Source organism: Burkholderia sp. MBR-1, from assembly GCF_013822785.1.
Taxonomy (GTDB): domain Bacteria; phylum Pseudomonadota; class Gammaproteobacteria; order Burkholderiales; family Burkholderiaceae; genus Burkholderia; species Burkholderia vietnamiensis.
This window is the reverse complement of the sequence record NZ_CP053609.1, coordinates 2314040-2335624: the sequence shown is the minus strand read 5'-3', so window position 1 is coordinate 2335624 and position 21585 is coordinate 2314040. Positions and strand designations below refer to the sequence as shown.

At 67.7% G+C, this 21585-nt stretch carries 20 protein-coding genes and 1 tRNA gene; 15 read left to right on the top strand and 6 right to left on the bottom strand.

What is annotated here, in order from left to right; translation table 11 throughout:
* Window positions 1–33: 33 nt before the first annotated feature.
* From MBR110_RS10720 to aroC, 3 genes are all read left to right on the top strand, one after another.
* Entirely contained in the window at window positions 34–489 is a 456-nt protein-coding gene (locus MBR110_RS10720) for a CBS domain-containing protein (protein WP_011884523.1), read from the top strand.
* A 136-nt stretch (window positions 490–625) separates the two neighbouring features.
* A complete protein-coding gene (locus tag MBR110_RS10715) occupies window positions 626–2560 on the top strand; it encodes an MFS transporter (RefSeq protein WP_011884525.1) in 1935 nt (644 codons plus the stop codon).
* 247 nt (window positions 2561–2807) lie between these two features.
* On the top strand, window positions 2808–3908 hold the full coding sequence (gene aroC, locus MBR110_RS10710) for a chorismate synthase (RefSeq protein WP_011884526.1): 1101 nt from the start codon (window positions 2808–2810) through the stop codon (window positions 3906–3908).
* 69 nt (window positions 3909–3977) lie between these two features.
* Here aroC and MBR110_RS10705 read toward each other — a convergent pair whose 3' ends face one another.
* On the bottom strand, window positions 3978–5048 hold the full coding sequence (locus MBR110_RS10705; RefSeq protein WP_181709062.1) for a LacI family DNA-binding transcriptional regulator: 1071 nt from the start codon (window positions 5046–5048) through the stop codon (window positions 3978–3980).
* Window positions 5049–5289: 241 nt separating this feature from the next.
* On the opposite strand from MBR110_RS10705, the gene rbsK reads away from it, so the two are divergent.
* The 3 genes from rbsK to MBR110_RS10690 all read left to right on the top strand — a co-directional run bounded on the left by rbsK (window position 5290) and on the right by MBR110_RS10690 (window position 8593).
* Window positions 5290–6219: a ribokinase gene (gene rbsK, locus MBR110_RS10700; protein WP_011884528.1), complete on the top strand. Its 930-nt coding sequence runs from the start codon at window positions 5290–5292 to the stop codon at window positions 6217–6219.
* 62 nt (window positions 6220–6281) lie between these two features.
* A complete protein-coding gene (locus MBR110_RS10695; protein WP_034193325.1) occupies window positions 6282–7601 on the top strand; it encodes an MFS transporter in 1320 nt (439 codons plus the stop codon).
* Between the two features lie 44 nt (window positions 7602–7645).
* On the top strand, window positions 7646–8593 hold the full coding sequence (locus MBR110_RS10690) for a dihydrodipicolinate synthase family protein (protein WP_176315331.1): 948 nt from the start codon (window positions 7646–7648) through the stop codon (window positions 8591–8593).
* Between the two features lie 109 nt (window positions 8594–8702).
* Here MBR110_RS10690 and MBR110_RS10685 read toward each other — a convergent pair whose 3' ends face one another.
* Window positions 8703–10376: an electron transfer flavoprotein-ubiquinone oxidoreductase gene (locus tag MBR110_RS10685; protein WP_181709061.1), complete on the bottom strand. Its 1674-nt coding sequence runs from the start codon at window positions 10374–10376 to the stop codon at window positions 8703–8705.
* Window positions 10377–10551: 175 nt separating this feature from the next.
* On the opposite strand from MBR110_RS10685, the gene MBR110_RS10680 reads away from it, so the two are divergent.
* Both MBR110_RS10680 and MBR110_RS10675 read left to right on the top strand, forming a co-directional pair.
* The gene (locus MBR110_RS10680) at window positions 10552–11328 is read left to right on the top strand and encodes an SDR family oxidoreductase (RefSeq protein ID WP_011884532.1); all 777 of its coding nucleotides are present in this window, start codon (window positions 10552–10554) and stop codon (window positions 11326–11328) included.
* A 32-nt stretch (window positions 11329–11360) separates the two neighbouring features.
* Complete coding sequence (locus tag MBR110_RS10675; RefSeq protein ID WP_014722899.1) at window positions 11361–11792, top strand: acyl-CoA thioesterase; 432 nt, start codon at window positions 11361–11363, stop codon at window positions 11790–11792.
* Window positions 11793–11893: 101 nt separating this feature from the next.
* Here the strand turns inward: MBR110_RS10675 and MBR110_RS10670 are convergent, their stop codons facing one another.
* Window positions 11894–12439 (bottom strand): PAS and helix-turn-helix domain-containing protein, encoded by a 546-nt coding sequence (locus MBR110_RS10670; RefSeq protein ID WP_011884534.1) that lies wholly within the window; start codon window positions 12437–12439, stop codon window positions 11894–11896.
* A gap of 223 nt (window positions 12440–12662) precedes the next feature.
* Here MBR110_RS10670 and MBR110_RS10665 point away from each other — a divergent pair, with 223 nt between their 5' ends.
* Window positions 12663–13367, top strand: coding sequence for a CoA transferase subunit A (locus MBR110_RS10665; protein WP_011884535.1), 705 nt, complete (start codon window positions 12663–12665; stop codon window positions 13365–13367).
* A gap of 1 nt (window position 13368) precedes the next feature.
* Window positions 13369–14010, top strand: a complete 642-nt coding sequence (locus MBR110_RS10660; protein WP_011884536.1) for a CoA transferase subunit B — start codon at window positions 13369–13371, stop codon at window positions 14008–14010.
* A 94-nt stretch (window positions 14011–14104) separates the two neighbouring features.
* Here MBR110_RS10660 and MBR110_RS10655 read toward each other — a convergent pair whose 3' ends face one another.
* From MBR110_RS10655 to MBR110_RS10645, 3 genes are read right to left on the bottom strand one after another with little or no spacing between them, the layout of a single operon-like run.
* Entirely contained in the window at window positions 14105–14818 is a 714-nt protein-coding gene (locus MBR110_RS10655) for an SDR family oxidoreductase (RefSeq protein WP_059461923.1), read from the bottom strand.
* Between the two features lie 37 nt (window positions 14819–14855).
* A complete protein-coding gene (locus MBR110_RS10650) occupies window positions 14856–15878 on the bottom strand; it encodes a polysaccharide deacetylase family protein (protein WP_046422223.1) in 1023 nt (340 codons plus the stop codon).
* A 17-nt stretch (window positions 15879–15895) separates the two neighbouring features.
* Window positions 15896–16453 carry an ester cyclase gene (locus MBR110_RS10645; RefSeq protein WP_011884539.1) on the bottom strand — a complete coding sequence of 186 codons (558 nt, stop codon included), beginning with the start codon at window positions 16451–16453 and terminating at the stop codon, window positions 15896–15898.
* 137 nt (window positions 16454–16590) lie between these two features.
* On the opposite strand from MBR110_RS10645, the gene MBR110_RS10640 reads away from it, so the two are divergent.
* The 5 genes from MBR110_RS10640 (at window position 16591) to MBR110_RS10620 (ending at window position 21396) form a co-directional block, all read left to right on the top strand.
* A complete protein-coding gene (locus MBR110_RS10640) occupies window positions 16591–17496 on the top strand; it encodes a LysR family transcriptional regulator (protein WP_045579210.1) in 906 nt (301 codons plus the stop codon).
* 124 nt (window positions 17497–17620) lie between these two features.
* On the top strand, window positions 17621–18517 hold the full coding sequence (locus MBR110_RS10635) for an alpha/beta fold hydrolase (RefSeq protein WP_181709060.1): 897 nt from the start codon (window positions 17621–17623) through the stop codon (window positions 18515–18517).
* A gap of 81 nt (window positions 18518–18598) precedes the next feature.
* Window positions 18599–18952, top strand: coding sequence for a RidA family protein (locus tag MBR110_RS10630; protein ID WP_011884545.1), 354 nt, complete (start codon window positions 18599–18601; stop codon window positions 18950–18952).
* Between the two features lie 39 nt (window positions 18953–18991).
* Entirely contained in the window at window positions 18992–21226 is a 2235-nt protein-coding gene (locus tag MBR110_RS10625) for a RelA/SpoT family protein (RefSeq protein WP_011884547.1), read from the top strand.
* A gap of 93 nt (window positions 21227–21319) precedes the next feature.
* Window positions 21320–21396: transfer RNA gene (locus tag MBR110_RS10620), tRNA-Val, on the top strand.
* Window positions 21397–21585 lie beyond the last annotated feature (189 nt).

Genomic DNA, 21585 nt, shown 5'->3' with positions numbered 1-21585 from the left:
AGCGGATTTGCATTCAAGCTCGAGGGAACCACGATGCGCGTCAGCGATATTCTGAAAGTGAAGGGCAACACGTTGTTTACCGTGACGCCCGATAAGCCGCTGCGCGAAGCGGTCGATACGATGGCCGAGCACGACATCGGCTCGCTCGTCGTGATGGAGTACGGCGATCTGGTCGGGATGCTCACGTTCCGCGAGATCATCCAGCGCCTGCACGTAAACGGCGGCGCGATCGGCGACGTACAGGTGCGCAAGGTGATGGACGAGCCGCTCACCTGCACGCCGGAAACCGATGTGAACGAAGTGCGCCGGATGATGCTCGAGCGCCACGCGCGCTACATGCCGGTGCTCGACAAGAAGGTGCTGATGGGCGTCATCTCGTTCTACGACGTCGCGAAGACGGTCGTCGAGGCGCAGAGTTTCGAGAACCGGATGCTGAAGGCCTACATCCGCGACTGGCCGGAATCGGAAGCCGAAGCACAGAAGCCGTGACACGTCGCGCCCGGTGCTTCGCACGCGGGCGCTGCCATTCGGCGCGCGGCGGCGCAGGTTCAGCCTGCGCCGCCGTTTTTTCAACGACAACACGAGGCCCGCGCAGCTTCGCCCAGACGACGCGCGCGTATTCCGCATGAGCGATCACACGCAAGTCTCTTCAGCGACGCGCGGCGAACGGCGCGCCCACGCATCGCAGTTCGACCTGTTGCGCGAGCGCCGTTTCGCGCCGTTCTTCACGACGCAGTTCCTCGGCGCGTTGAACGACAACGTGTTCAAGATCGGCTTCACGTCGCTCGTCACGTATCACACCGCACGCTTTTCCGGCGTCGACGCGAAGACGGCCGCGTTCCTCATTTCCGCGATCTTCATCCTGCCGTTCGTGCTGTTCTCGGCCACCTCCGGCCAGATCGCCGACAAGTACGACAAGGCGACGCTCACGCGTTTCGTGAAGACCTTCGAGATTGTGCTGATGCTCGTCGGCGCGGCCGGCTTCGTCACGCACAGTGCGGCGCTGCTGTATCTGTGCACGTTCATGATGGGGATGCACTCGACGCTGTTCGGCCCGGTCAAGTATTCGTACCTGCCGCAGCATCTCGGCGAGCACGAGCTCGTCGGCGGCAACGGCCTCGTCGAAATGGGCACGTTCGTCGCGATCCTGATCGGCACGATCATCGGCGGCGCGGCCGCCGGCATCGAAGGCAGCGGCGAGCGCGTGCTCGCGGTGAGCGTCGTCGCGATCGCGCTGGCAGGGCGCCTCGTCGCGCAGCGCGTGCCGCCGACGCCCGCGCCGCAGCCCGATCTCGTGATCAACTGGAACCCGTTCAGCGAAACCTGGCGCAACCTCGCGCTCGCGCGACAGAACCGCACCGTATTCCTGAGCCTGCTCGGCATCTCGTGGCTGTGGTTCGTCGGCGCGACCTTCCTCACGTCGTTCTTCAATTTCGCGAAGGACGTGCTGTCCGCGAGCCCCGACGTCGTCACCGTGCTGCTCGCGACGTTCTCGGTCGGGATCGGCCTCGGTTCGCTGCTGTGCGAGCGGCTGTCGCAGCGCCGCGTCGAGATCGGGCTCGTGCCGCTCGGCTCGATCGGCATCAGCGTGTTCGCGATCGAGCTGTACTTCGCGAGCCATGCCATGCCGTCGCCCGGTCATCTGCTGTCGGTCGGCGAATTCCTGGCCGGCGCGCGCCACTGGCGCATCCTGGCCGACCTGTTCCTGCTCGCGATGTTCGGCGGCTTCTACAGCGTGCCGCTCTATGCGCTGATCCAGAGCCGCAGCGCGCCGACCCATCGCGCGCGCATCATCGCCGCGAACAACATCCTCAATGCGCTGTTCATGATTTTGTCGGCGTTGATGGCGATGGGGCTGACCAAGGCGGGCGTCGACATCCCCGGGCTGTTTCTCGTGACCGCGCTGCTCAACGTCGCGGTCGCGACGTATATCTACCTGCTCGTGCCCGAGTTCCTGCTGCGCTTCGTCGCATGGGTGCTGGTGCATACGTTCTACCGGATCCGCCTCGTGCATGCGGAGCGGATCCCCGACGACGGCGCGGCCGTGCTGGTGTGCAATCACGTCAGCTACGTCGACGCGCTCGTGCTGGCCGCCGCGAGCCCGCGGCCGATCCGCTTCGTGATGGATCACCGGATCTTCAAGACGCGGTTCGCGAGCTGGGTGTTCCGGCACGCGAAGGCGATTCCGATCGCGCCGCGCCACGAGGATCCCGACATGCTCGCGCGCGCGTACGACGCGTGCGAGGCCGCGCTGAAGGACGGCGAGCTCGTGTGCGTCTTTCCGGAAGGCAAGCTGACCAAGACGGGCGACATCAACACGTTCCACCACGGGATCACCGAGATCCTCACGCGCAGGCCGGTGCCGGTGATTCCGATGGCGCTGCGCGGGCTGTGGGGCAGCTACTTCTCGCGCCATACCGATGCGCGGATGCCGCGGCCGATCAAGCGCGGCGTGATGAGCCGGCTCACGCTCGCGGTCGGCGAGCCGATGGCGGCGTCGGTCGCCACGCCGCAGGCGCTGCAGGCCGCGGTGACCGAGCTGCGCGGCGCGCGGAAGTAGGGGCGGCGCGCCGTCGGTGAGCGCGCGGCCGTGACGGCGGGCGCGCTACCGGTCGGCCGCACGCGCCCGCGCATGCCGCGCCGTATCCGCGGCCGGCGCATGCGCGCCGGACCGCCCGGCGTCCCGCGCGCGCGGGACGGCTGGCATAATAGCGGTTTACCTCATTTTCTCGACCGGCAAACGATCGGCGCGCCAGCGGTTGCGGCAGCGCATCGGTTTGCGTCATTTCTCTTTGGGCGGTTCCATCATGTCCGGCAATACCCTCGGCACGCTTTTCACTGTCACGACCTTCGGCGAATCGCACGGTCCCGCGATCGGCTGCGTGATCGACGGCTGCCCGCCGGGAATGAGCCTCACCGAAGCCGACATTCAGGCCGAGCTCGACCGCCGCAAGCCCGGCACGTCGCGGCACGTGACGCAGCGCCAGGAGGCCGACGAAGTCGAGATCCTGTCGGGCGTGTTCGAAGGCGTGACGACCGGCACGCCGATCGCGCTGCTGATCCGCAACACCGATCAGCGCAGCAAGGACTACGGCAACATCGTCGAGACGTTCCGCCCCGGTCATGCCGACTACACCTACTGGCAGAAGTACGGCATCCGCGACTACCGCGGCGGCGGCCGCTCGTCCGCCCGTCTCACCGCGCCGATCGTCGGCGCGGGCGCGGTCGCGAAGAAGTGGCTGCGCGAGCGCTTCGGCGTCGAGGTGCGCGGCTGCATGAGCGCGCTCGGCGAAATCGACGTGCCGTTCGTCGACTGGTCGCACGTGCGCGAGAACCCGTTCTTCGCGCCGAATGCGGCGATCGTGCCGGAGCTCGAGGCGTACATGGACGCACTGCGCAAGGACGGCGACTCGATCGGCGCGCGCATCGACGTGGTCGCGTCGGGCGTGCCGGTCGGCTGGGGCGAGCCGGTGTTCGACCGGCTCGACGCCGACATCGCGAAGGCGATGATGAGCATCAACGCGGTGAAGGGCGTCGAGATCGGTGCGGGCTTCGCCAGCGTCGCCGAGCGCGGGTCGGTGCACGGCGACGAGCTGACGCCGGCCGGCTTCGTCGGCAACCATGCGGGCGGCGTGCTCGGCGGGATTTCGACCGGGCAGGACGTCACCGTGTCGATCGCGATCAAGCCGACGTCGAGCATCCGCACGCCGCGCCGCTCGATCACGAAGGCCGGCGAAGAAGCGATCGTCGAGACCTTCGGCCGCCACGATCCGTGCGTCGGCATTCGCGCGACGCCGATCGCCGAGTCGATGCTCGCGCTGGTGCTGATCGACCATGCGCTGCGGCATCGCGCGCAGTGCGGCGACGTCGAGACGTCGACGCCGAAGATCGCCGGCAGCGCGACCTGATACGGGGGCGCCGGCAGCCGCCGGCGCGCTCGATGCGAGGTGAAGCGGGGCGCCTGGGGCGCCCCGTTTTCATGGGGCCTCGGAATGCGGCGGCGCGGCCGATTCACGCACCCGCAGCTCCGGCAGCACCGCGCAACCGGGCCCGACTGCGCCATGCTCGAGTGCGTCGAGCAATGCACGCGCGGCCTTGCGGCCGATCGCATCGGTGTCGACCCACATCGTCGTCAGGGCCGGCCGGATTTCGCGGGCGAGCGCAACGTCGTCGAAACCGGTGATCGACAGTTCCGACGGCACCGCGATTCCCATCGCCTGCGCCTCCAGCAGCGCGCCCAGCGCCAGCGCATCGTTGCCGCAGATCACGGCCGTCGGGCGCGTCGGCCCGTTGTCCGCAATGGCGCGCAGGCTCGCGCGCCCGAACGCGATCGTCGCCGGCCCCTCGTGCTGGTGGACCGGCCGCACCGCGAGGCCGCGGGCGGCCAGCGTCTCGTGAATGCCGCGCAGGCGCGCCTGCACGCGGTCGTTGTCCGCGGACGGCTGCATGATGATCGCGAAATCGCGATGGCCGAGGTCGAGCAGATGCGTGGTGAGCCGAGCGAAGGCCTCGCGGTTGTCGAAGCCGATGCAGCAATGCGGGCTGTCGTCGCGGTAGGCGTAGGTGACGACATAGGGCACCCGATGCAGGTCGAGCAGTTCGAAGACTTCCGCCGGATAGGCTTCACCGACCAGCGACACCGCTTCGACGCCGCGCGACAGCATCGCACGCACCTGCGCGAGCGCCTGCGCCGGATCGTAATTCGAGCAGCCCAGGAACAGCGTGATGCCGTGCTCGGCCATGACCGCCTGCATGCCGGCGACCTGGGACGCGAACACCTGGTCGTCGAGCGTCGGGATGATCGCGCCCGCAATGTGGGTGCGCGTGGACGCGAGTGCGCGACCGGCCGCGTTGGGGATCCAGTTCAGCGTGCGCGCCGCGTCGCGCACGCGCTGCTGCACGTCGGCCGACACCTTGCCGGGATCGTTGTACACGCGCGAGACGGTCGCGGTCGACACGCCGGCGAGTTTCGCGACGTCCCCGAGCACCGAGCGGCCGCTGCCGCGGCGTGCGCGCGCCGCGCCGCCGCCGGAAGAGGGCGTGCTCATCGGCGGCTCGCGGCCGCCGGCGCGGCGCGCCATGCGCAGGTGGTCCAAAGTGCCATCGTTTACCCTCGGTTCGTCGTGGTCGTGCTTGCATCTCGCGTGCTGCCTGTGAGAATGTAAGCGCTATCTTGATGCCAGCCCGCATTATGTCAGACACATCTTCGCTTCGCATCACCGCAAATTTTTCGTCGACGCCGGCCTGTTCGGCGATTTTATTCGTCTCAAATGTAAGCGATTACATTGCATGAAAGACCACGCTGAATTCCCCAGGATCGCGGTCGTCGGCAGCCTCAACGTCGACCTCGTTACGCACGCGCCGCGGCTGCCCGTGCCGGGCGAAACGCTGCTCGGCACCGCGTTTCGGACGGTCTCCGGCGGCAAGGGCGCGAATCAGGCGGTGGCGGCCGCGCGCCTGGGCGCCTCGGTCGCGATGATCGGTTGCGTCGGCAACGATGCGTTCGGCGCGCGCCTGCACGACGCGCTTGCGGCAGAACGCATCGACCTGACGCACGTACACCGGATCGACGGCGCAGCAACCGGCGTCGCGACGATCGCGGTCGATGCGAGCGGGGCGAACAGTATCGTCGTCGTGCCCGGTGCGAACGCGCGCCTCGATGCCGCAACGATCGACGCGGCGCGCGACGCGATCGCCGGCGCGGCGCTGATGGTGTGCCAGCTCGAGGTGCCGATGGAAACCGTGGTGCGCGCGATCGACCGTGCGCGCGCCTGCGGCACGCCGGTGCTGCTCAATCCTGCGCCCGCGCGGCCGCTGTCCGACGCGTTGCTGGCGCGGCTCGAGTACCTCGTCGTCAACGAAACGGAAGCGGAGTCGCTGACCGGCATCACGGTCGGCGACGACGCCTCGGCAGTGCGCGCCGCAGACGCATTGCACGCGAAGGGCGCCGGCAATGTGCTGGTCACGCTCGGCGCGCGCGGCGTCTGCTGGCGCGGCAGCGCGGGCAACGGCCGCCACCCGGCGCTGGCAGTGACGGCCGTCGATACGACGGCGGCCGGCGACACGTTCGTCGGCGGGTTCGCGGCCGCCCGGGCGGGCGGTGCGTCAATGGACGATGCCATCGCGTTCGGCCAGCGGGCTGCCGCGATCAGCGTCACGCGCCACGGCGCGCAGACGTCGATTCCGACCCGCGAGGAAGTGCAGCACACGACCGCATAGATTCCGCGACGACGGAACAGCCGGCTGAGCCGGCACCCATCAGAAACATGGAGACAACTGCAATGAACGAAAACCACGCTGTTCCGGCCGCGCCGCCCGGTATCCGACGCGGACAACGTATCGCGCTCGCGCTGCTGATGGTGAGCGGGATCGTCAATTATCTCGACCGCGGCACGCTGGCCGTCGCGAGCTCGGCAATCCGTGCGGATCTCGGACTGTCGCTTTCGCAGATGGGCTTGCTGCTGTCGGCATTCTCGTGGAGCTATGCGCTGTGCCAGTTTCCGGTGGGCGGCCTGGTCGATCGCATCGGTCCGCGCCGGCTGCTCGGCGTCGGGCTGATCGTCTGGTCGATCGCGCAGGCAGCGGGCGGCATGGTGTCGACCTTCGGCTGGTTCATCGTCGCGCGCATCGTGCTCGGTATCGGCGAGGCGCCGCAGTTCCCGTCGGCCGCGCGGGTCGTGAGCAACTGGTTTCCGCTGCGCGCGCGCGGTACGCCGACCGGCATCTTCAATGCGGCGTCGCCGCTTGGCACCGCGCTCGCACCGTTGCTGCTGTCGGTGCTCGTCGCGTCGTTCGACTGGCGCCTGGCGTTCGTCGCGACCGGTGCGCTCGGTCTCGTCGTTGCCGTCGTCTGGTTCGCGCTGTACCGCGATCCGGCTCGCGCGCAGTTGAGCGTGGCGGAACGCGGGTATCTCGATGCCGATGCGCAGACCGCCGCCGCCGCGCCGAAGCTGACTTTCGCCGACTGGCGCAGCCTGTTCTCGCACGGCACGACGTGGGGCATGCTGATCGGATTCTTCGGTTCCGTGTATCTGAACTGGGTATACCTGACGTGGCTGCCGGGATACCTGACGATGGAGCGTCACATGAGCCTCATTCGCACCGGGTTTGCGGCGTCGGTGCCGTTCCTGTGCGGCTTCGTCGGTTCGCTCGTCGCCGGCTGGCTGTCCGATTTTGTCACGCGCCGCAGCCGCTCGCCGGTCGTGAGCCGGCGCAATGCGGTGGTCGTCGCGATGCTCGGGATGGTCGCGTTCACGATTCCGGCCGCGCTCGTGCAGAGCAATACCGTTGCGCTCGCATGCATTTCGGTCGTGATCTTTCTCGCGAATGCGGCATCCGCGTGTTCGTGGGCGCTCGCGACGGCCGCCGCGCCGCCGAGCCGCGTCGCATCGCTCGGCGCGATCCAGAATTTTGGCGGTTTCATCGGCGGTGCACTCGCGCCGATCCTGACGGGCGTCATCGCGCAGAAGTGGTCGTTCGTGCCGGCGCTGCTGACGGCCGCGGCGATCGCGTTCGCCGGTGCGATGGCTTACCTGCTGCTGGTGCGCAAGCCGATTCCCGAGCAGGCGGCCAGCGCCGCGCCCGGACCGCTGCCGGCCTGAGCGTCGCGGCCACACCGCGTATTTACTGAAGCAAGGAGAAAGAGATGCAACACCATCAGCAGTCGACTGCGGCCATCGAGGGGATCGTGCCGGTGATGCTGACACCGTTCGACGATGCTGGCGCGATCGACTATGCCGGGCTCGAGCGACTCATCGAGTGGTATCTGGCGCACGGCTCGGATGCGCTGTTCGCGGTCGCGCAGTCGAGCGAGATGCAATTCCTGAGTCTGGCCGAACGGGCGGAACTCGCGCGTTTCGTCGTCGATCGCGTGGCCGGGCGCGTGCCCGTCGTCGCGTCCGGCCATATCAGCGACGATCTCGATTCGCAGGTCGCCGAGCTGTGCGCGGCGGCCGAATCGGGTGCGCGGGGCGTCGTGCTCGTGACGAACCATCTCGATCCGCAGCGCAAGGGCAGCGCCGCGTTTCTGGACCATCTTCACGCGCTGCTCGCCCGGCTGCCGTCGGATCTGCCGCTCGGCCTGTACGAATGTCCGGCGCCTTATCGACGGTTGCTCTCCGATGACGAGCTGCGTGCGTGCATCGATACCGGCCGCTTCGTGATGCTCAAGGACGTGAGCTGCGACCTGGAAACGGTGAAGCGGCGCGTGGCGCTCGCCGCCGGGTCGCCGCTGAAGGTGCTGAACGCGAACGCCGCAATCGCATGGGATGCGATGAAGGCGGGATCCGCCGGCTTCAACGGCGTGTTCACCAACTTCCATCCCGATCTGTATCAGTGGCTGCGCACGCAGGGCGATTCGGATCCGGCGCTCGCCGAAGAATTGGCGACGTTCCTGGTGGTGTCGGCGGTGTCCGAAGCGCTGGGTTATCCGGCGCTCGCGAAAATCTATCACCAGCGGATCGGCACCTTCGAGTCGATTCGCTGCCGCGTAATCGATTACGACGTACGCGAGCGGTTCTGGGCGCTCGACGCGGTGCTCGACAAGATCGTCGCGGGGACCGAGCATTTCCGTCGGAGAATCGCAGCGCTCTGACGGGCGGGCAGCAGTGCGCGCGCGAGGCATCGCCCCCGCGCGCGCTCGCGACCCGCGGACGTCGTACCGACGAAAAAAAACGCCGCGCGATGCGGCGTCTTCCGGCAGCTTACATGTTCGGATAATTCGGCCCGCCGCCGCCTTCCGGCGTGACCCACACGATGTTCTGCGTCGGGTCCTTGATGTCGCAGGTCTTGCAGTGCACGCAGTTCTGCGCGTTGATCACGAGGCGGTCGCTGCCGTCGTCGTTCTTCACGAACTCGTATACCGCCGCCGGGCAGAACCGTCCCTCCGGCCCTGCGTAGGTGCGCAGGTTCACGTTCACCGGCACGCTCGCGTCCTTCAGCGTCAAGTGCGCCGGCTGGTTCTCCTCGTGGTTCGTGTTCGAGATGAACACCGACGACAGCCGGTCGAACGTCAGCTTGCCGTCCGGCTTCGGATACTCGATCGGCGTGCATTGCGACGCGGGCTTCAGCATCTCGTGGTCCGCATGCTTGTGGTGCAGCGTCCATGGCACGTTGCCGCCCATCACCTTCTGCTCGAGCCCGACCATCAGCGTGCCGAGATACAGCCCCTTCGCCATCCACTGCTTGAAGTTGCGCGCGCGGTACAGCTCGGTGTACAGCCACGACTGCTGGAACGCGTCCGGGTAGGCGTGCAGCTCGTCCGACTGGCGGCCGGCCTGCACCGCATCGAACGCCGCGTCGGCGGCCAGCATGCCGGTCTTGATCGCCGCGTGGCTGCCCTTGATGCGCGATGCGTTCAGGAAGCCCGCATCGTCGCCGATCAGCGCGCCGCCCGGGAACACCGTCTTCGGCAGCGACAGCAGCCCGCCCGCGGTGATCGCGCGTGCACCGTACGACACGCGCTTGCCGCCTTCGAGGAATGCGCGGATCGACGGATGCGTCTTGTAGCGCTGGAACTCCTCGAACGGCGACAGGTACGGGTTCGTGTAGCCAAGCCCAACCACGAAGCCGACCACGACCTGGTTGTTGTCCATGTGGTACAGGAACGAACCGCCGTAGGTATCCGACTTCAGCGGCCAGCCGGCCGTGTGGATCACGAGGCCCGGCTTGTGTTTCGCCGGATCGATTTCCCACAGCTCCTTGATGCCGATCCCATACGCCTGCGGATCGGCGTTCGCGTCGAGCTTGAACTTCGAGATCAGCTGGCGGCCCAGATGACCGCGGCAGCCTTCGGCGAACAGCGTGTACTTCGCGTGCAGTTCCATGCCGAGCTGGAAGTTCTCGGTCGGCTCGCCGTCCTTGCCCACGCCCATGTTGCCGGTGGCGACGCCCTTCACCGAGCCGTCGTCGTTGTAGAGGATCTCCGCGGCCGGGAAGCCGGGGAAGATCTCGACGCCGAGCGCTTCGGCCTGCGTGCCGAGCCAGCGCGTGACGTTGCCCAGCGAGATCACGTAGTTGCCGTGATTCTTGAAGTTGTCGGGCAACGCCCAGTTCGGCGTCGTGACCGCGCTCTGCTCGGACAGGAACAGGAAGCGGTCCTCGGTCACCTCGACGGTGAGCGGTGCGCCGCGTTCCTTCCAGTCGGGGAACAGCTCGGTGATCGCGCGCGGGTCCATCACCGCGCCCGACAGGATGTGCGCGCCGATCTCGGAACCCTTCTCGAGCACGCACACGCCGATCTCGGCGCCTTTCTCGGCGGCCAGCTGCTTGAGCCGGATCGCCGCCGACAGCCCGGCGGGGCCGCCGCCGACGATCACGACGTCGTATTCCATCGATTCGCGCGGGCCGTATTGCTCGATGAGGCTTGCGGGGGTCATTGGCGTTCCTCTAACCGTTAGAATGCTTTTATTCGGGAGCGTATTGTCTGCGAAACGAAACGCTTGCCGCAACAGCGCGGCGCTAGATTAGCACGATCGTTCTATTTTCTGTGCTAGGGTTATGCTGCTCGAGCGGGCATCCGCCGCGGCAAACGACATCGAAAGGGGATGTGCAATGGGTCGATCGATCAATCTGGAAGGCAAGGTCGCGCTGGTTACCGGCGCATCGAGCGGCCTCGGGCAACGCTTCGCGCAGGTGCTGTCGCAGGCCGGCGCGAAGGTCGTGCTGGCGAGCCGCCGGGTCGAGCGCCTGAAGGAACTGCGCGCCGAGATCGAGGCGGAGGGCGGCGCCGCGCATGTCGTGTCGCTCGACGTGACCGACGTGCAGAGTATCAAGGCAGCCGTTGCGCACGCCGAGACGGAAGCCGGCACGATCGACATCCTCGTGAACAATTCGGGTGTATCGACGATGCAGAAGCTCGTCGACGTGACGCCGGCCGATTTCGAGTTCGTGTTCGACACCAACACGCGCGGTGCATTCTTCGTCGCGCAGGAAGTCGCGAAGCGCATGATGATGCGCGCGAACGGCAACGGCAAGCCGCCGTACCGGATCATCAACATCGCATCGGTGGCCGGGCTGCGCGTGTTTCCGCAGATCGGGCTGTACGCGATGAGCAAGGCGGCCGTCGTGCAGATGACGCGGGCGATGGCGCTCGAATGGGGGCGTCACGGGATCAACGTGAACGCGATCTGCCCGGGCTATATCGACACCGAAATCAATCACTACCTGTGGGAAACCGAACAAGGCCAGAAGCTGCAGTCGATGCTGCCGCGCCGGCGCGTCGGCAAGCCGCAGGATCTCGACGGGCTGTTGCTGCTGCTGGCGGCCGACGAGTCGCAGTTCATCAACGGTTCGATCATCTCCGCCGACGACGGCTTCGGCCTCGCGTGAGCGGACGCCATCCAGTAACGAAGAAGAGTGCAATGAGCGAATATTCCCGCGTATTTGAAATGTCGATGCCGATCCGCTGGGGCGACATGGACGCGTTCGGCCACGTGAACAACACGGTCTACTTCCGTTACATGGAACAGGCGCGGATCTCGTGGTTCGAGCAACTCGGCATCGCGGGCGGCAATGGCGAGGGACAGGGGCCCGTGGTCGTCACGGCGTCGATGGAATTCCTGAAGCAACTGCACTATCCGGGCGACGTGATCGCGCGGATGTCGGCCGCCAAACCGGGCCGCAGCAGCTTCGACACCGGCTTCGAGCTCTCGCGTGCGGACGATCCGCAGCATGTGTATGCGCGCGGCAACGCGCGCTGCGTGTGGGTCGACTATGCGCTCGGCAAGTCGGTGCCGCTGCCGCAGCTGCTGCGCGACACGATCGAGCGCGCGCTCGCCGCCAAGGTCGACTGAACGTCGAAGCCGGCGCCGCGGCGCCGATGCGGGTGTGCAGCCATACCCGTGCCTGCCGGAATCGGCCGCCTCGCGCGGCCGATTGCGTTTGCGTGCAGCGGCTACTGGCCGAGCAGGCGTTGCAGCAGCTCCGGCGTATTGCTGGTGCCGTACTTGCGCATCAGCCGCGCACGGTAGATGTCGACGGTGCGCGAACTGATGTCGAGCACGCGTCCGATCTGCTTGCTGGTCTTGCCGGTCGCGAGCTGGGCTGCGATCTCCCGCTCGCGCGGCGTCAGCTCGACCGCCACGCGGCGCGTCGCGCTCAGGTCTTCGAAGGTCCATACGCCCACGGCGAGCGGCGCGGTGCGATCGAGCGCGCGGCCAGTCACGTGGCACCAGAACAGCTCGCCGTCCGCGCGCTTCATGATTCTGTCGTCGCCGTACGTGCCGTTCGCGACCATCACGCGCGAAATGCGCTCGCCGATGCGCTGAAACTCGTCCGGCGACGGATACAGTACTTCGTAGGACTTGCCGATCAGATCGGTCCGCGCGCAGCGGAAGATCGCCGCGAGTGCGTCGTTGCAGTCCTCGATCACGCGGTCGCGCGACATCACGAGGCCGAGCGGCGCGAGGTGAAAGGCAGTCTGGTAATCGAGTGCGGGCATGGCGCGGGGCAGCGGAGGCAAATGCTTATGTAGTTTTGCGTATTGTGCCGCATCCGCGCCGCATCGTACCCTTGCCGGCATCTCGTGGCGCTTCGTCGCGACATAAAAACAGCGCGCCTCGCGCAGGCCACGCCGTGCATGCATAGAATGAGTGCGGCGGGCTTGCGGGCCAGTCGGCGCGTGAACCGGTTTTGCTGGTTTCCATAGAGGAAGGGACATACAGATGAACAAAGTCTATCCCAGCGCGGCTGCCGCGCTGGAAGGGATCGTCCGCGACGGACAGACGTTCGCGGTCGGCGGCTTCGGCCTGTGCGGGATCCCCGAGGCGCTGATCGCGGCGCTGCGCGACTCCGGCGTCAAGGGCATCACCTGCATCAGCAACAACGCGGGCGTCGACGGTTTCGGCCTCGGCCTGCTGCTCGAAACGCGCCAGATCAAGAAGATGATCTCGTCGTACGTCGGCGAGAACAAGGAGTTCGAGCGCCAGTACCTGGCCGGCGAGCTCGAGCTCGAATTCACGCCGCAGGGCACGCTCGCCGAGAAGCTGCGCGCCGGCGGCGCCGGCATTCCGGCATTTTTCACGAACACCGGCTACGGCACCGTGATCGCCGAGGGCAAGGAAACGCGCCAGTTCGGCGATCGCCACTATGTGCTGGAGCCGTCGCTGACCGCCGACGTCGCGCTCGTCAAGGCATGGAAGGCCGACAAGTCGGGCAACCTGATCTATCGCCGCACCGCGCGCAACTTCAACCCGATGTGCGCGATGGCCGGCAAGATCACCGTGGCCGAGGTCGAGGAGATCGTCGAGAACGGCGCGCTCGATCCCGACCAGGTCCATACGCCCGGCATCTTCGTGCAGCGGATCGTGCTGAACGCGACGCCCGAAAAACGCATCGAACAACGCGTCGTACGCGCGAAAGGAGACTGACATGGCCTGGAATCGTGACCAGATGGCCGCGCGCGCGGCGAAGGAACTGCAGGACGGCTTCTACGTGAACCTCGGCATCGGTCTGCCGACGCTCGTCGCGAACCACGTGCCGGCCGGCGTCGAAGTGTGGCTGCAGTCGGAGAACGGCCTGCTCGGCATCGGCCCGTCGCCGACCGACGAAGAAGTCGATGCCGATCTGATCAACGCCGGCAAGCAGACCGTCACGACGCTGCCCGGCTCGTCGATCTTCTCGTCGGCCGATTCGTTCGCGATGATTCGCGGCGGCCACATCAACCTCGCGATCCTCGGCGCGATGCAGGTCAGCAAGAACGGCGATCTCGCGAACTGGATGATCCCCGGCAAGATGATCAAGGGGATGGGCGGCGCGATGGATCTCGTCGCGGGCGTGAAGCGCGTCGTCGTGCTGATGGAGCACGTCGCGAAGGGCGACCAGCACAAGATCCTCGAGGAATGCAACCTGCCGCTGACGGGTGTCGGCGTGGTCGACCTGATCATAACCGATCTCGGCGTGATCGAAGTGACGCCGAACGGCCTGAAGGTGCTCGAGCTCGCCGACGGTGTCGGCGTCGACGAAATCCAGGCCAAGACGGGCGCGCCGCTCGACGTGAGCGCGGTCGCATAAGCAAGGTCTGACTCCGTCGGCCATCGACGCCCCGCGTTCCGCCACGGAACGCGGGGCGTCTTGCCATCGAGGCATCGATCGGGCGGTCAGCCGATCACGCGATCGCGCCGCCGCCGTCGACCAGCACCGTCGAGCCGGTCGCAAACGGCGTCGTCGCGAGGTAGACGATCGCGTTCGCGACGTCCTCGGCCTGGCCCACGCGGCGTGCGGGCAGGCGTTGCGCGGCGCCTGCGTACATCGCGTCGCGTGCGTCGGGCGCGAGCTTGTTCCACAGCGGCGTCGCGATCAGGCCCGGCGACACCGTGTTCACGCGCACCGGTGCCAGCTCGAGCGCCAGCCCGCGGGCTAGCGCCTCGAGCGCCGCATTGATCGCGCCTTGCAGCACCGACGACGCGCTCGGCCGCACGCTCAGGAACCCCGACACGAACGTCAGCGAGCCGCCGGGCGCGATGTCGATCGAACGGGCGACGCGATAGGCGCCCCAGAACTTGCTGTCCATCGCGGCCTGCGCATCGGCGAGCGCCAACGTGCGCACCGGGCCCGTCGCCGTTTGCGCGGCCGAGATCACGACATGGTCGAAGCGCCCGGTGCGCGCGCAGAACGCGTCGACGGCTGCCGTATCGGTGATGTCGAGCGCTTCGCCGCGCACCGCAGCGCCTGGCGCGGCCGCCGCGCCGGCCCGCTCGGGGTGGCGCGAGGCGATCGTCACGACCGCGCCGCGTTGCGCGAATGCATGCGCGGCCGCGGCGCCGATGCCGGAACTGCCGCCGACGACAAGGACTTTCTTGCCGCTGAGTGAATCGTTCATGCTGGTCCTTCCGAAGTGAGGGGAGAGGGCGATCCGGTCAGATCGTTTCGGTTTCGCGCAACGTTGCCGGGCTGCGCAGCGCGAAGCGCGCGATGTCGTCCTTGCGCATGAACGCGACGCCCGGATGCGAGCGCGCGTAATCGAGGAACGTGTCCCATGCGCGGACCATCTGCGGCGTGCCGCTGATCCGGTCGTGCGCGCTGATCGACATCAGGCGCCGTCGCTGTCCGGCTTCCGCGTACAGCTGGTCGAAATCGAGCTTGATCTGCTCGACGAACTTCGTCGGCGAATAATTGCGGCCTTCGATCAGCAGGATGTCGTTGTTGCGCAGCGTGTACGGCACGACCGCGAAGTCGCGGCCGCCGACCGTCTCGATGAAAGGCTCGTCGCGGCTGACGTCGTCGATGTGATACAGGTAGCCGAGCTCCTGCAGCAGCGGCAGCGTATGCGGGCCGCGCCGCAGCCAGTTGCAGTTGTAGCCGACCGGGCGCTGGCCCGTGACCGCTTCGACCATGTCGCGAGCCTCGACGAGGAAGCGGCGCTCTTCGTCGCGGCTCATCGCGAACTGCGAGCGCCAGGTCGGACCGTGCGCGGCCGCCTCGTGGCCGCGCGACACGATCTCGCGCGCCAGCTCGGGATGGCGGCGTGCGGCTTCACCGATCATGTGCGACGTGACTTTCACGCCGTGCCGGTCCCACAGGTCGAGCAGGCGCGGAATGCCTTCGCGGTAGCCGTACGCGAACCACGTCGCCGACGCGAGGTCGGCCGGCACCGACGGCGGGAACTCGACCGGCGGGAACGGGCTGTCCGCGCCCTTGGGCGGTTGTCCACCGGCCTCGAACTGCATCGAGATCGAGATCACGAGCCGGATGCCGTCCGGCCAGAAGGTGCCGGCCGGCGCATCGGCCGCGGCCGGCCGCGGGCCCTGTGGCGTTGCGGCCGCGGCCGCGCTGGACGCGCCCGTGGCGGCCGCGACGCCGGCCACGAGCCCGGCGCCAGCCTGGGCGAGAAAGGTGCGGCGCGGCGAAGGTTGCGCCTGATTCGATGGTTCGTGCGTCATCGTGTGCTCCTGCTCCGTTAGTCGACCAGCCCGAGCTGACGCATCAGCGTCAGGTTGTCCTCGATATGCCAGTTCTCCGCGATCCGGCCGTGATCGACCCGGTAGATGTCGGTCGCGATGAAGTCGATGGCCTGTCCGCTCCCGGCCGTTCCGTTGAAGGTGCCGGAGAAATGGCCGCGAAAGTGCAGGTGCACGACGACCCGGTCGCCGGCCACGATCATCTGTTCGATGTCGCAATGCAGGTCCGGGATCGCAGTGCGCATCGTTCTGGACGCGGCGAGCGGCCCGGCGATGCCCTGTTCGCGGCCGGCCGGCAACGTGCGGTCGGTGAAATCGGCGGCGAGCGCGGCCTGCGCGAGGGCCGCGTCGCCGGTATCCCAGAACGTGCCGTAGCGGCGCGCGGCGAGGATCTGCGCGCGTGCCTGCGCGGCCGGCACATCGGCGGCGACGATCAGGCCGTGCGGCTCGACGAGGCTCGCCGCATGGGCGGCGGCAGGCGCCAGCGCCGCGACGCACGCGGCCGCGGCGAGCGCGCGTGCGAGCGGCCGCGCGACGGAAGAAAGACGGATTGGCATGGTGATTGGGTCCTGTGTGCAGCGTCGTGCGACGACGCGGAACAGGTATGGTAGGTTTCCGTTCTTCATGCAAATACGGGCGTGGCACGAATGGATTATTTGAAAAAAGGAAAGGTTGCGGCGAAACGAGGGCGCCGATGCTGATCGACGATCTCCCCGCGCTCGAGACCTTCGCGCGCATCGTGTCGGCCGGCAGCCTGTCGGCGGCGGCGCGCGAGCTGGACCTGTCGCTGTCGGTGGTCAGCAAGCGGCTCGCGCATCTGGAGTCGCGGCTCGGTGTGCGGCTGTTGCACCGGACCACGCGCCAGCAGACGCTGACCGACGACGGCGCGCAGTTTCACGCCCAGGTGCTGCGCATCCTGGCCGAAATCGAGCGGGCGGAAACGCTGATGAGCGACCGGCGCGGCACGGTCAACGGCATGCTGCGCGTGACGGCGCCCGGCGAGCTCGGCCGCGTGCGGATCGTGCCGCTGGTCGCGGCGTTCCAGCGGCAGCATCCGGCGTTGACCGTGCAGCTGATGCTCACCGACACGATCGTCGACCTGCTCGCGCAGGACATCGACGTGGCCGTCCGGATCGGCAGCCTGGCCGATTCGACGATGATCGCGCGCGAGCTGGCGCCGAATCACCGCGTGCTGTGCGCGGCGCCGAGCTACGTCGCGACGCACGGGCTGCCGGCCCATCCGGCCGACCTGCGGGCACACCGATGCATCGTGCTCGGCGATCAGCCGCGCACCGAATGGCGGTTCGACGGCGCCAACGGCAGCGTGGCCGTCGACGTCACGGCCGCGCTGCTCACCAACGACGGCGGGGCGGCCCGGTCGTTCGCGCTCGAAGGCGCGGGCATCGCGCTGAAGTCGATCTGGGACGTCGACGCCGATCTCGACGCCGGCACGCTCGTGCGTGTGCTGCCGGCGTTCGCGGCGCCCGCCGCGCCGCTGCATGCGGTCTATCCGGGCGGCCGGCACGTGCCGTTGCGCGTGCGCGCCTTCGTCGAGTTCCTGCGCGAGCAGTTGCGCGACGCGTGGCAGCGCGGCGCGTGAGCGGAGCCGAGGCGAGCGATGCGCGCGAGGGTCGCGGCTTGCGCGACGCGCCGCCGCGGCGAAGCGGTTTACAATCGTTCGCACCGGCCGGCACGCGCCGCCCGCGCTCGACAGGATGCCCACGATGCCCATCATTTCAGCGAATCCACCGGTTCCCCGCCAGCGTCGCGTGCAGTGTGCGAGCGCGGTCGGCCTGCACCACGTCGCGTATACGGAATGGGGAGATCCCGCCAATGCGCGCGTGCTGGTCTGCGTGCACGGCCTGACCCGTTCCGGGCGCGACTTCGATCGCCTCGCGGCCGCGCTGTCCGATACCTATCGCGTCGTGTGCCCCGACGTGGTCGGGCGCGGCCGCTCGGACCGGCTGGCCGACCCGCGGTTCTACACGATCCCGCAGTACGTGGCGGACATGGTGACGCTCATCGCGCGGCTCGACGTCGAGTCGGTCGACTGGTTCGGCACGTCGATGGGCGGGCTGATCGGCATCGCGCTCGCGGGGCTGCCCGGTGCGCCGCTGCGCAGCATGATCGTCAACGACGTCGGGCCGCGCATCGAGCCCGACTCGCTCGTGCGCATCGGCGAATACCTCGGCGTGCAGCCGCGCTTCGCCACGTGCCAGGAAGGCGTCGACTACCTGACGTCGCTGTCGCTGCCGTTCGGCGCGCTGACTGCCGACGAATGGCGCGAGATCAACGAGCCGCTGCTGTGCGAGCTGCCGGACGGCGGCTGGACGATGCGCTACGACCCGCGCATCGCCGAGCCGTTCAAGGCGACCACGCCCGAGCTGGCCGCGGCCGGCGAAGCGGCGTTGTGGCACGCGATCGAAGCGACCGATGCGTCGCTGCTCGTCGTGCGGGGCGAAACGTCGGACCTGCTGTCGCGCGACACGGTAGCCGAGATGGTGCGGCGCGGCCGGCACGTGACGCAGGTCGAGATTCCGGGCGCGGGCCATGCGCCGGCGTTCGTCAGCGCGGAGCAGATCGCGCTTGCCCGCCGGTTTTTCGTCGAAGGCGCCGCGTAAACGCGTCATAATATGCGGTTCGGCGGCGCGCGGGCCGCGTCGTCGTCACTTGTTCACCCATTCACACGACCGGAACATTTCATGGCAGTCATTCGTCACCACGTCGGCGCCCGTCTCTCCGAAACCGCGATCCACAACGGTACCGTGTACCTGGCCGGCCAGATCGCCGAAGACACCACGCAGGACATCCGCGGCCAGACGCGCGAAGTGCTCGGCCACATCGACCGCCTGCTCGCCGAAGCGAACAGCGACAAGGCGCATCTGCTGTCGGTGCAGATCTACATCTCCGATCTCGCGAACTTCGACGGCATGAACGCCGAGTGGGACGCGTGGGTCGCGGCGGGCAATACGCCGCCGCGCGCGACCGTCGAAGCGAAGCTCGCCGATCCGGCGGTGCTCGTCGAGATCGTCGTCGTCGCCGCCCAGCGGAGCTGAGCGAAGCATCACGATGACCGCAATATCCCGGGCCGTGCGATGACCGAATCCGCTTCCGCTTCTTCCGTCGCGGCGCCGTCGTTCGACGACGTGCTCGCGTTCGTGCGCGAGCGGGCCGGCGCCGCGCGCCTGTCGACGGGCGAGCTGCTTGCCGATCACTCGGCCGGCACCGCGTCGATCATGCGCACGCTGAACGTCGATCCGCACGCGATGCAGGCGGCCGCGCTGTTCGTGCTGACGCCGCATCTGAGCGACCCCGAACGCGAGCTGACCGAGCGCTTCGGCGAAGAGGTCGCGCGGCTCGTCGCCGATGTGCGCAAGCTGCTGCGGCTCGGCACCGTCAGCCTGCGCGCGGCGCAGAACGCGATGCCCGACGCCGGGCGCGACGCCGCGCAACAGCGGCGCACGCAGATCGAGGCGCTGCGCAAGATGCTGCTCGCGTTCGCGCAGGACATCCGCGTGGTGCTGATTCGCCTGGCGTCGCGGCTGCAGTCGCTGCGCTACTACGCGGCCGCGAAGGCCGATCCGCCGCCCGACGTGGCGCGCGAGACGCTCGAGATCTACGCGCCACTCGCGAACCGTCTCGGCATCTGGCAACTGAAGTGGGAGCTCGAGGATCTCGCGTTCCGCTTCGAGGATCCGGTCACCTACAAGCGCATCGCGAAGCTGCTCGACGAGAAGCGCATCGAGCGCGAGGCGTACGTCGCACAGGCGATCGAGCGGCTGCAGCACGAGCTCGCGCAGGCGCATATCCCGGCCGACGTGAGCGGCCGGCCGAAGCACATCTACAGCATCTGGCGCAAGATGCGCGGCAAGGAGCTTGATTTCTCCGAGCTGTACGACGTGCGCGCGTTCCGCGTGATCGTGCCCGACATCAAGGATTGCTACACGGTGCTCGGCATCGTCCATCACCTGTGGCAGCCGGTGCCGAAGGAGTTCGACGACTACATCTCGCGGCCGAAGCCGAACGGCTACAAGTCGCTGCACACGGTCGTGATCGGCGACGACGGCCGTGCGTTCGAAGTGCAGATCCGCACGCAGGAAATGCATCGCTTCGCCGAGTACGGCGTCGCCGCGCACTGGCGCTACAAGGAAGCCGGCGTGCGCGGCTACGGCGGCCAGTTCTCGGCGAGCGACAAGTACGACGAGAAGATCGCGTGGCTGCGCCAGCTGCTCGCGTGGAAGGACGACGTCGAGGACGGCGGCGAAGTGTCCGGCGATCAGGCGTGGGCGCAGCTGCGCGAGACCTCGCTCGACGACGACCACATCTACGTGCTGACGCCGCAGGCGCGCGTGATCGCGCTGCCGCAGGGCGCGACGCCGGTCGACTTCGCCTATCACCTGCACAGCGAGCTGGGCCATCGCTGCCGCGGCGCGCGTGTCGACGGCGCGATGGTGCCGCTCAACACGTCGCTCGCGAACGGCCAGACGGTCGAGATCGTCGCGGTGAAGGAGGGCGGGCCGTCGCGCGACTGGCTGAACCCGCAGCTCGGCTACCTGAAGAGCTCGCGCGCACGGCAGAAGGTGCGCGCGTGGTTCAACTCGATCGAGCAGGAAGAAAACATCGCGCACGGGCGCGCGCTCGTCGAAAAGACGCTGCAGCGCGAGGGCAAGACGTCGGTCAACCTCGACAATCTCGCCGCGAAGCTCGGCTTCAAGTCGCCCGACGATCTGTTTTCGGTCGTCGGCAAGGAAGAATTCAGCCTGCGCAACATCGAGCAGGCGCTGTCCGATGCGCCGCCGCCCGAGCACGCGCCCGAGGCGCCCGCCGACTTCGAGAAGCGCAGCAGCGGCGCGAGCGTCGCGCACGGTGCATCGACCGGCGTGCTGGTGGTCGGCGTCGATGCGCTGCTGACCCAGCTGGCGCGCTGCTGCCGCCCGGCGCCGCCCGACCCGATCAGCGGCTTCGTGACGCGCGGCAAGGGGATGTCGATTCACCGCAGCGACTGCCCGACCTTCGTGCGGATGGCCGAGCGCGCGCCCGAGCGCGTGCTGCAGACGACGTGGTCTGCGGACGTGCTGGGCGGGCGCGGCGCGTCCGTCTATCCGGTCGATCTGATGATCGAGGCGAGCGACCGGCAAGGGCTGCTGCGTGACATTTCGGAAGTCTTTGCGCGCGAGAAGATGAACGTGGTCGGCGTGAAGACGCAGAGCCGCCGCAACACGGCGTTCATGCAGTTCACGGTCGAGGTGTCGAATGCCGCGCAGGTGCAGCGCGCATGCACGCTGCTCGGCGAAGTGCAGGGCGTCGTGCGGGCCGGACGCAAGGCATGACGCGGCAGCACATGATCGCGCCCCGTCATTTTGCTGCAACCGCATAAATAGCTTGCCAAGGAAACGCTCGCCCCATATAATCTTAGCTTCACTAGGCTCGTAGCTCAGCTGGTTAGAGCACCACCTTGACATGGTGGGGGTCGTTGGTTCGAGTCCAATCGAGCCTACCAACGAATTGAGAATGTCCGGTTTTTCGGGTGTTCGATGCAGTAAATAACTCAACGCGAACAAGGCGAATACGGTTATGACACCGCGAACGTTGACCGAAACCTTTTCGGAGCGACGCTAGTCGAGGAACGTTTTCGCCCTTTCAGTCTGAGTGAAGTATCGAATGCGGCCCCTCGAAAGCGGGGCCGCAT

Coding starts and splice junctions, on each gene's coding strand:
- MBR110_RS10695 (WP_034193325.1), top strand. CDS start 6,282: ATGAACGAAAACCACGCTGTTCCGGCCGCGCCGCCCGGTATCCGACGC.
- rbsK (WP_011884528.1), top strand. CDS start 5,290: ATGAAAGACCACGCTGAATTCCCCAGGATCGCGGTCGTCGGCAGCCTC.
- MBR110_RS10670 (WP_011884534.1), bottom strand. CDS start 12,439: ATGCCCGCACTCGATTACCAGACTGCCTTTCACCTCGCGCCGCTCGGC.
- MBR110_RS10660 (WP_011884536.1), top strand. CDS start 13,369: ATGGCCTGGAATCGTGACCAGATGGCCGCGCGCGCGGCGAAGGAACTG.
- MBR110_RS10665 (WP_011884535.1), top strand. CDS start 12,663: ATGAACAAAGTCTATCCCAGCGCGGCTGCCGCGCTGGAAGGGATCGTC.
- aroC (WP_011884526.1), top strand. CDS start 2,808: ATGTCCGGCAATACCCTCGGCACGCTTTTCACTGTCACGACCTTCGGC.
- MBR110_RS10720 (WP_011884523.1), top strand. CDS start 34: ATGCGCGTCAGCGATATTCTGAAAGTGAAGGGCAACACGTTGTTTACC.
- MBR110_RS10635 (WP_181709060.1), top strand. CDS start 17,621: ATGCCCATCATTTCAGCGAATCCACCGGTTCCCCGCCAGCGTCGCGTG.
- MBR110_RS10715 (WP_011884525.1), top strand. CDS start 626: ATGAGCGATCACACGCAAGTCTCTTCAGCGACGCGCGGCGAACGGCGC.
- MBR110_RS10685 (WP_181709061.1), bottom strand. CDS start 10,376: ATGACCCCCGCAAGCCTCATCGAGCAATACGGCCCGCGCGAATCGATG.
- MBR110_RS10680 (WP_011884532.1), top strand. CDS start 10,552: ATGGGTCGATCGATCAATCTGGAAGGCAAGGTCGCGCTGGTTACCGGC.
- MBR110_RS10625 (WP_011884547.1), top strand. CDS start 18,992: ATGACCGAATCCGCTTCCGCTTCTTCCGTCGCGGCGCCGTCGTTCGAC.
- MBR110_RS10690 (WP_176315331.1), top strand. CDS start 7,646: ATGCAACACCATCAGCAGTCGACTGCGGCCATCGAGGGGATCGTGCCG.
- MBR110_RS10630 (WP_011884545.1), top strand. CDS start 18,599: ATGGCAGTCATTCGTCACCACGTCGGCGCCCGTCTCTCCGAAACCGCG.
- MBR110_RS10640 (WP_045579210.1), top strand. CDS start 16,591: ATGCTGATCGACGATCTCCCCGCGCTCGAGACCTTCGCGCGCATCGTG.
- MBR110_RS10675 (WP_014722899.1), top strand. CDS start 11,361: ATGAGCGAATATTCCCGCGTATTTGAAATGTCGATGCCGATCCGCTGG.
- MBR110_RS10655 (WP_059461923.1), bottom strand. CDS start 14,818: ATGAACGATTCACTCAGCGGCAAGAAAGTCCTTGTCGTCGGCGGCAGT.
- MBR110_RS10650 (WP_046422223.1), bottom strand. CDS start 15,878: ATGACGCACGAACCATCGAATCAGGCGCAACCTTCGCCGCGCCGCACC.
- MBR110_RS10705 (WP_181709062.1), bottom strand. CDS start 5,048: ATGAGCACGCCCTCTTCCGGCGGCGGCGCGGCGCGCGCACGCCGCGGC.
- MBR110_RS10645 (WP_011884539.1), bottom strand. CDS start 16,453: ATGCCAATCCGTCTTTCTTCCGTCGCGCGGCCGCTCGCACGCGCGCTC.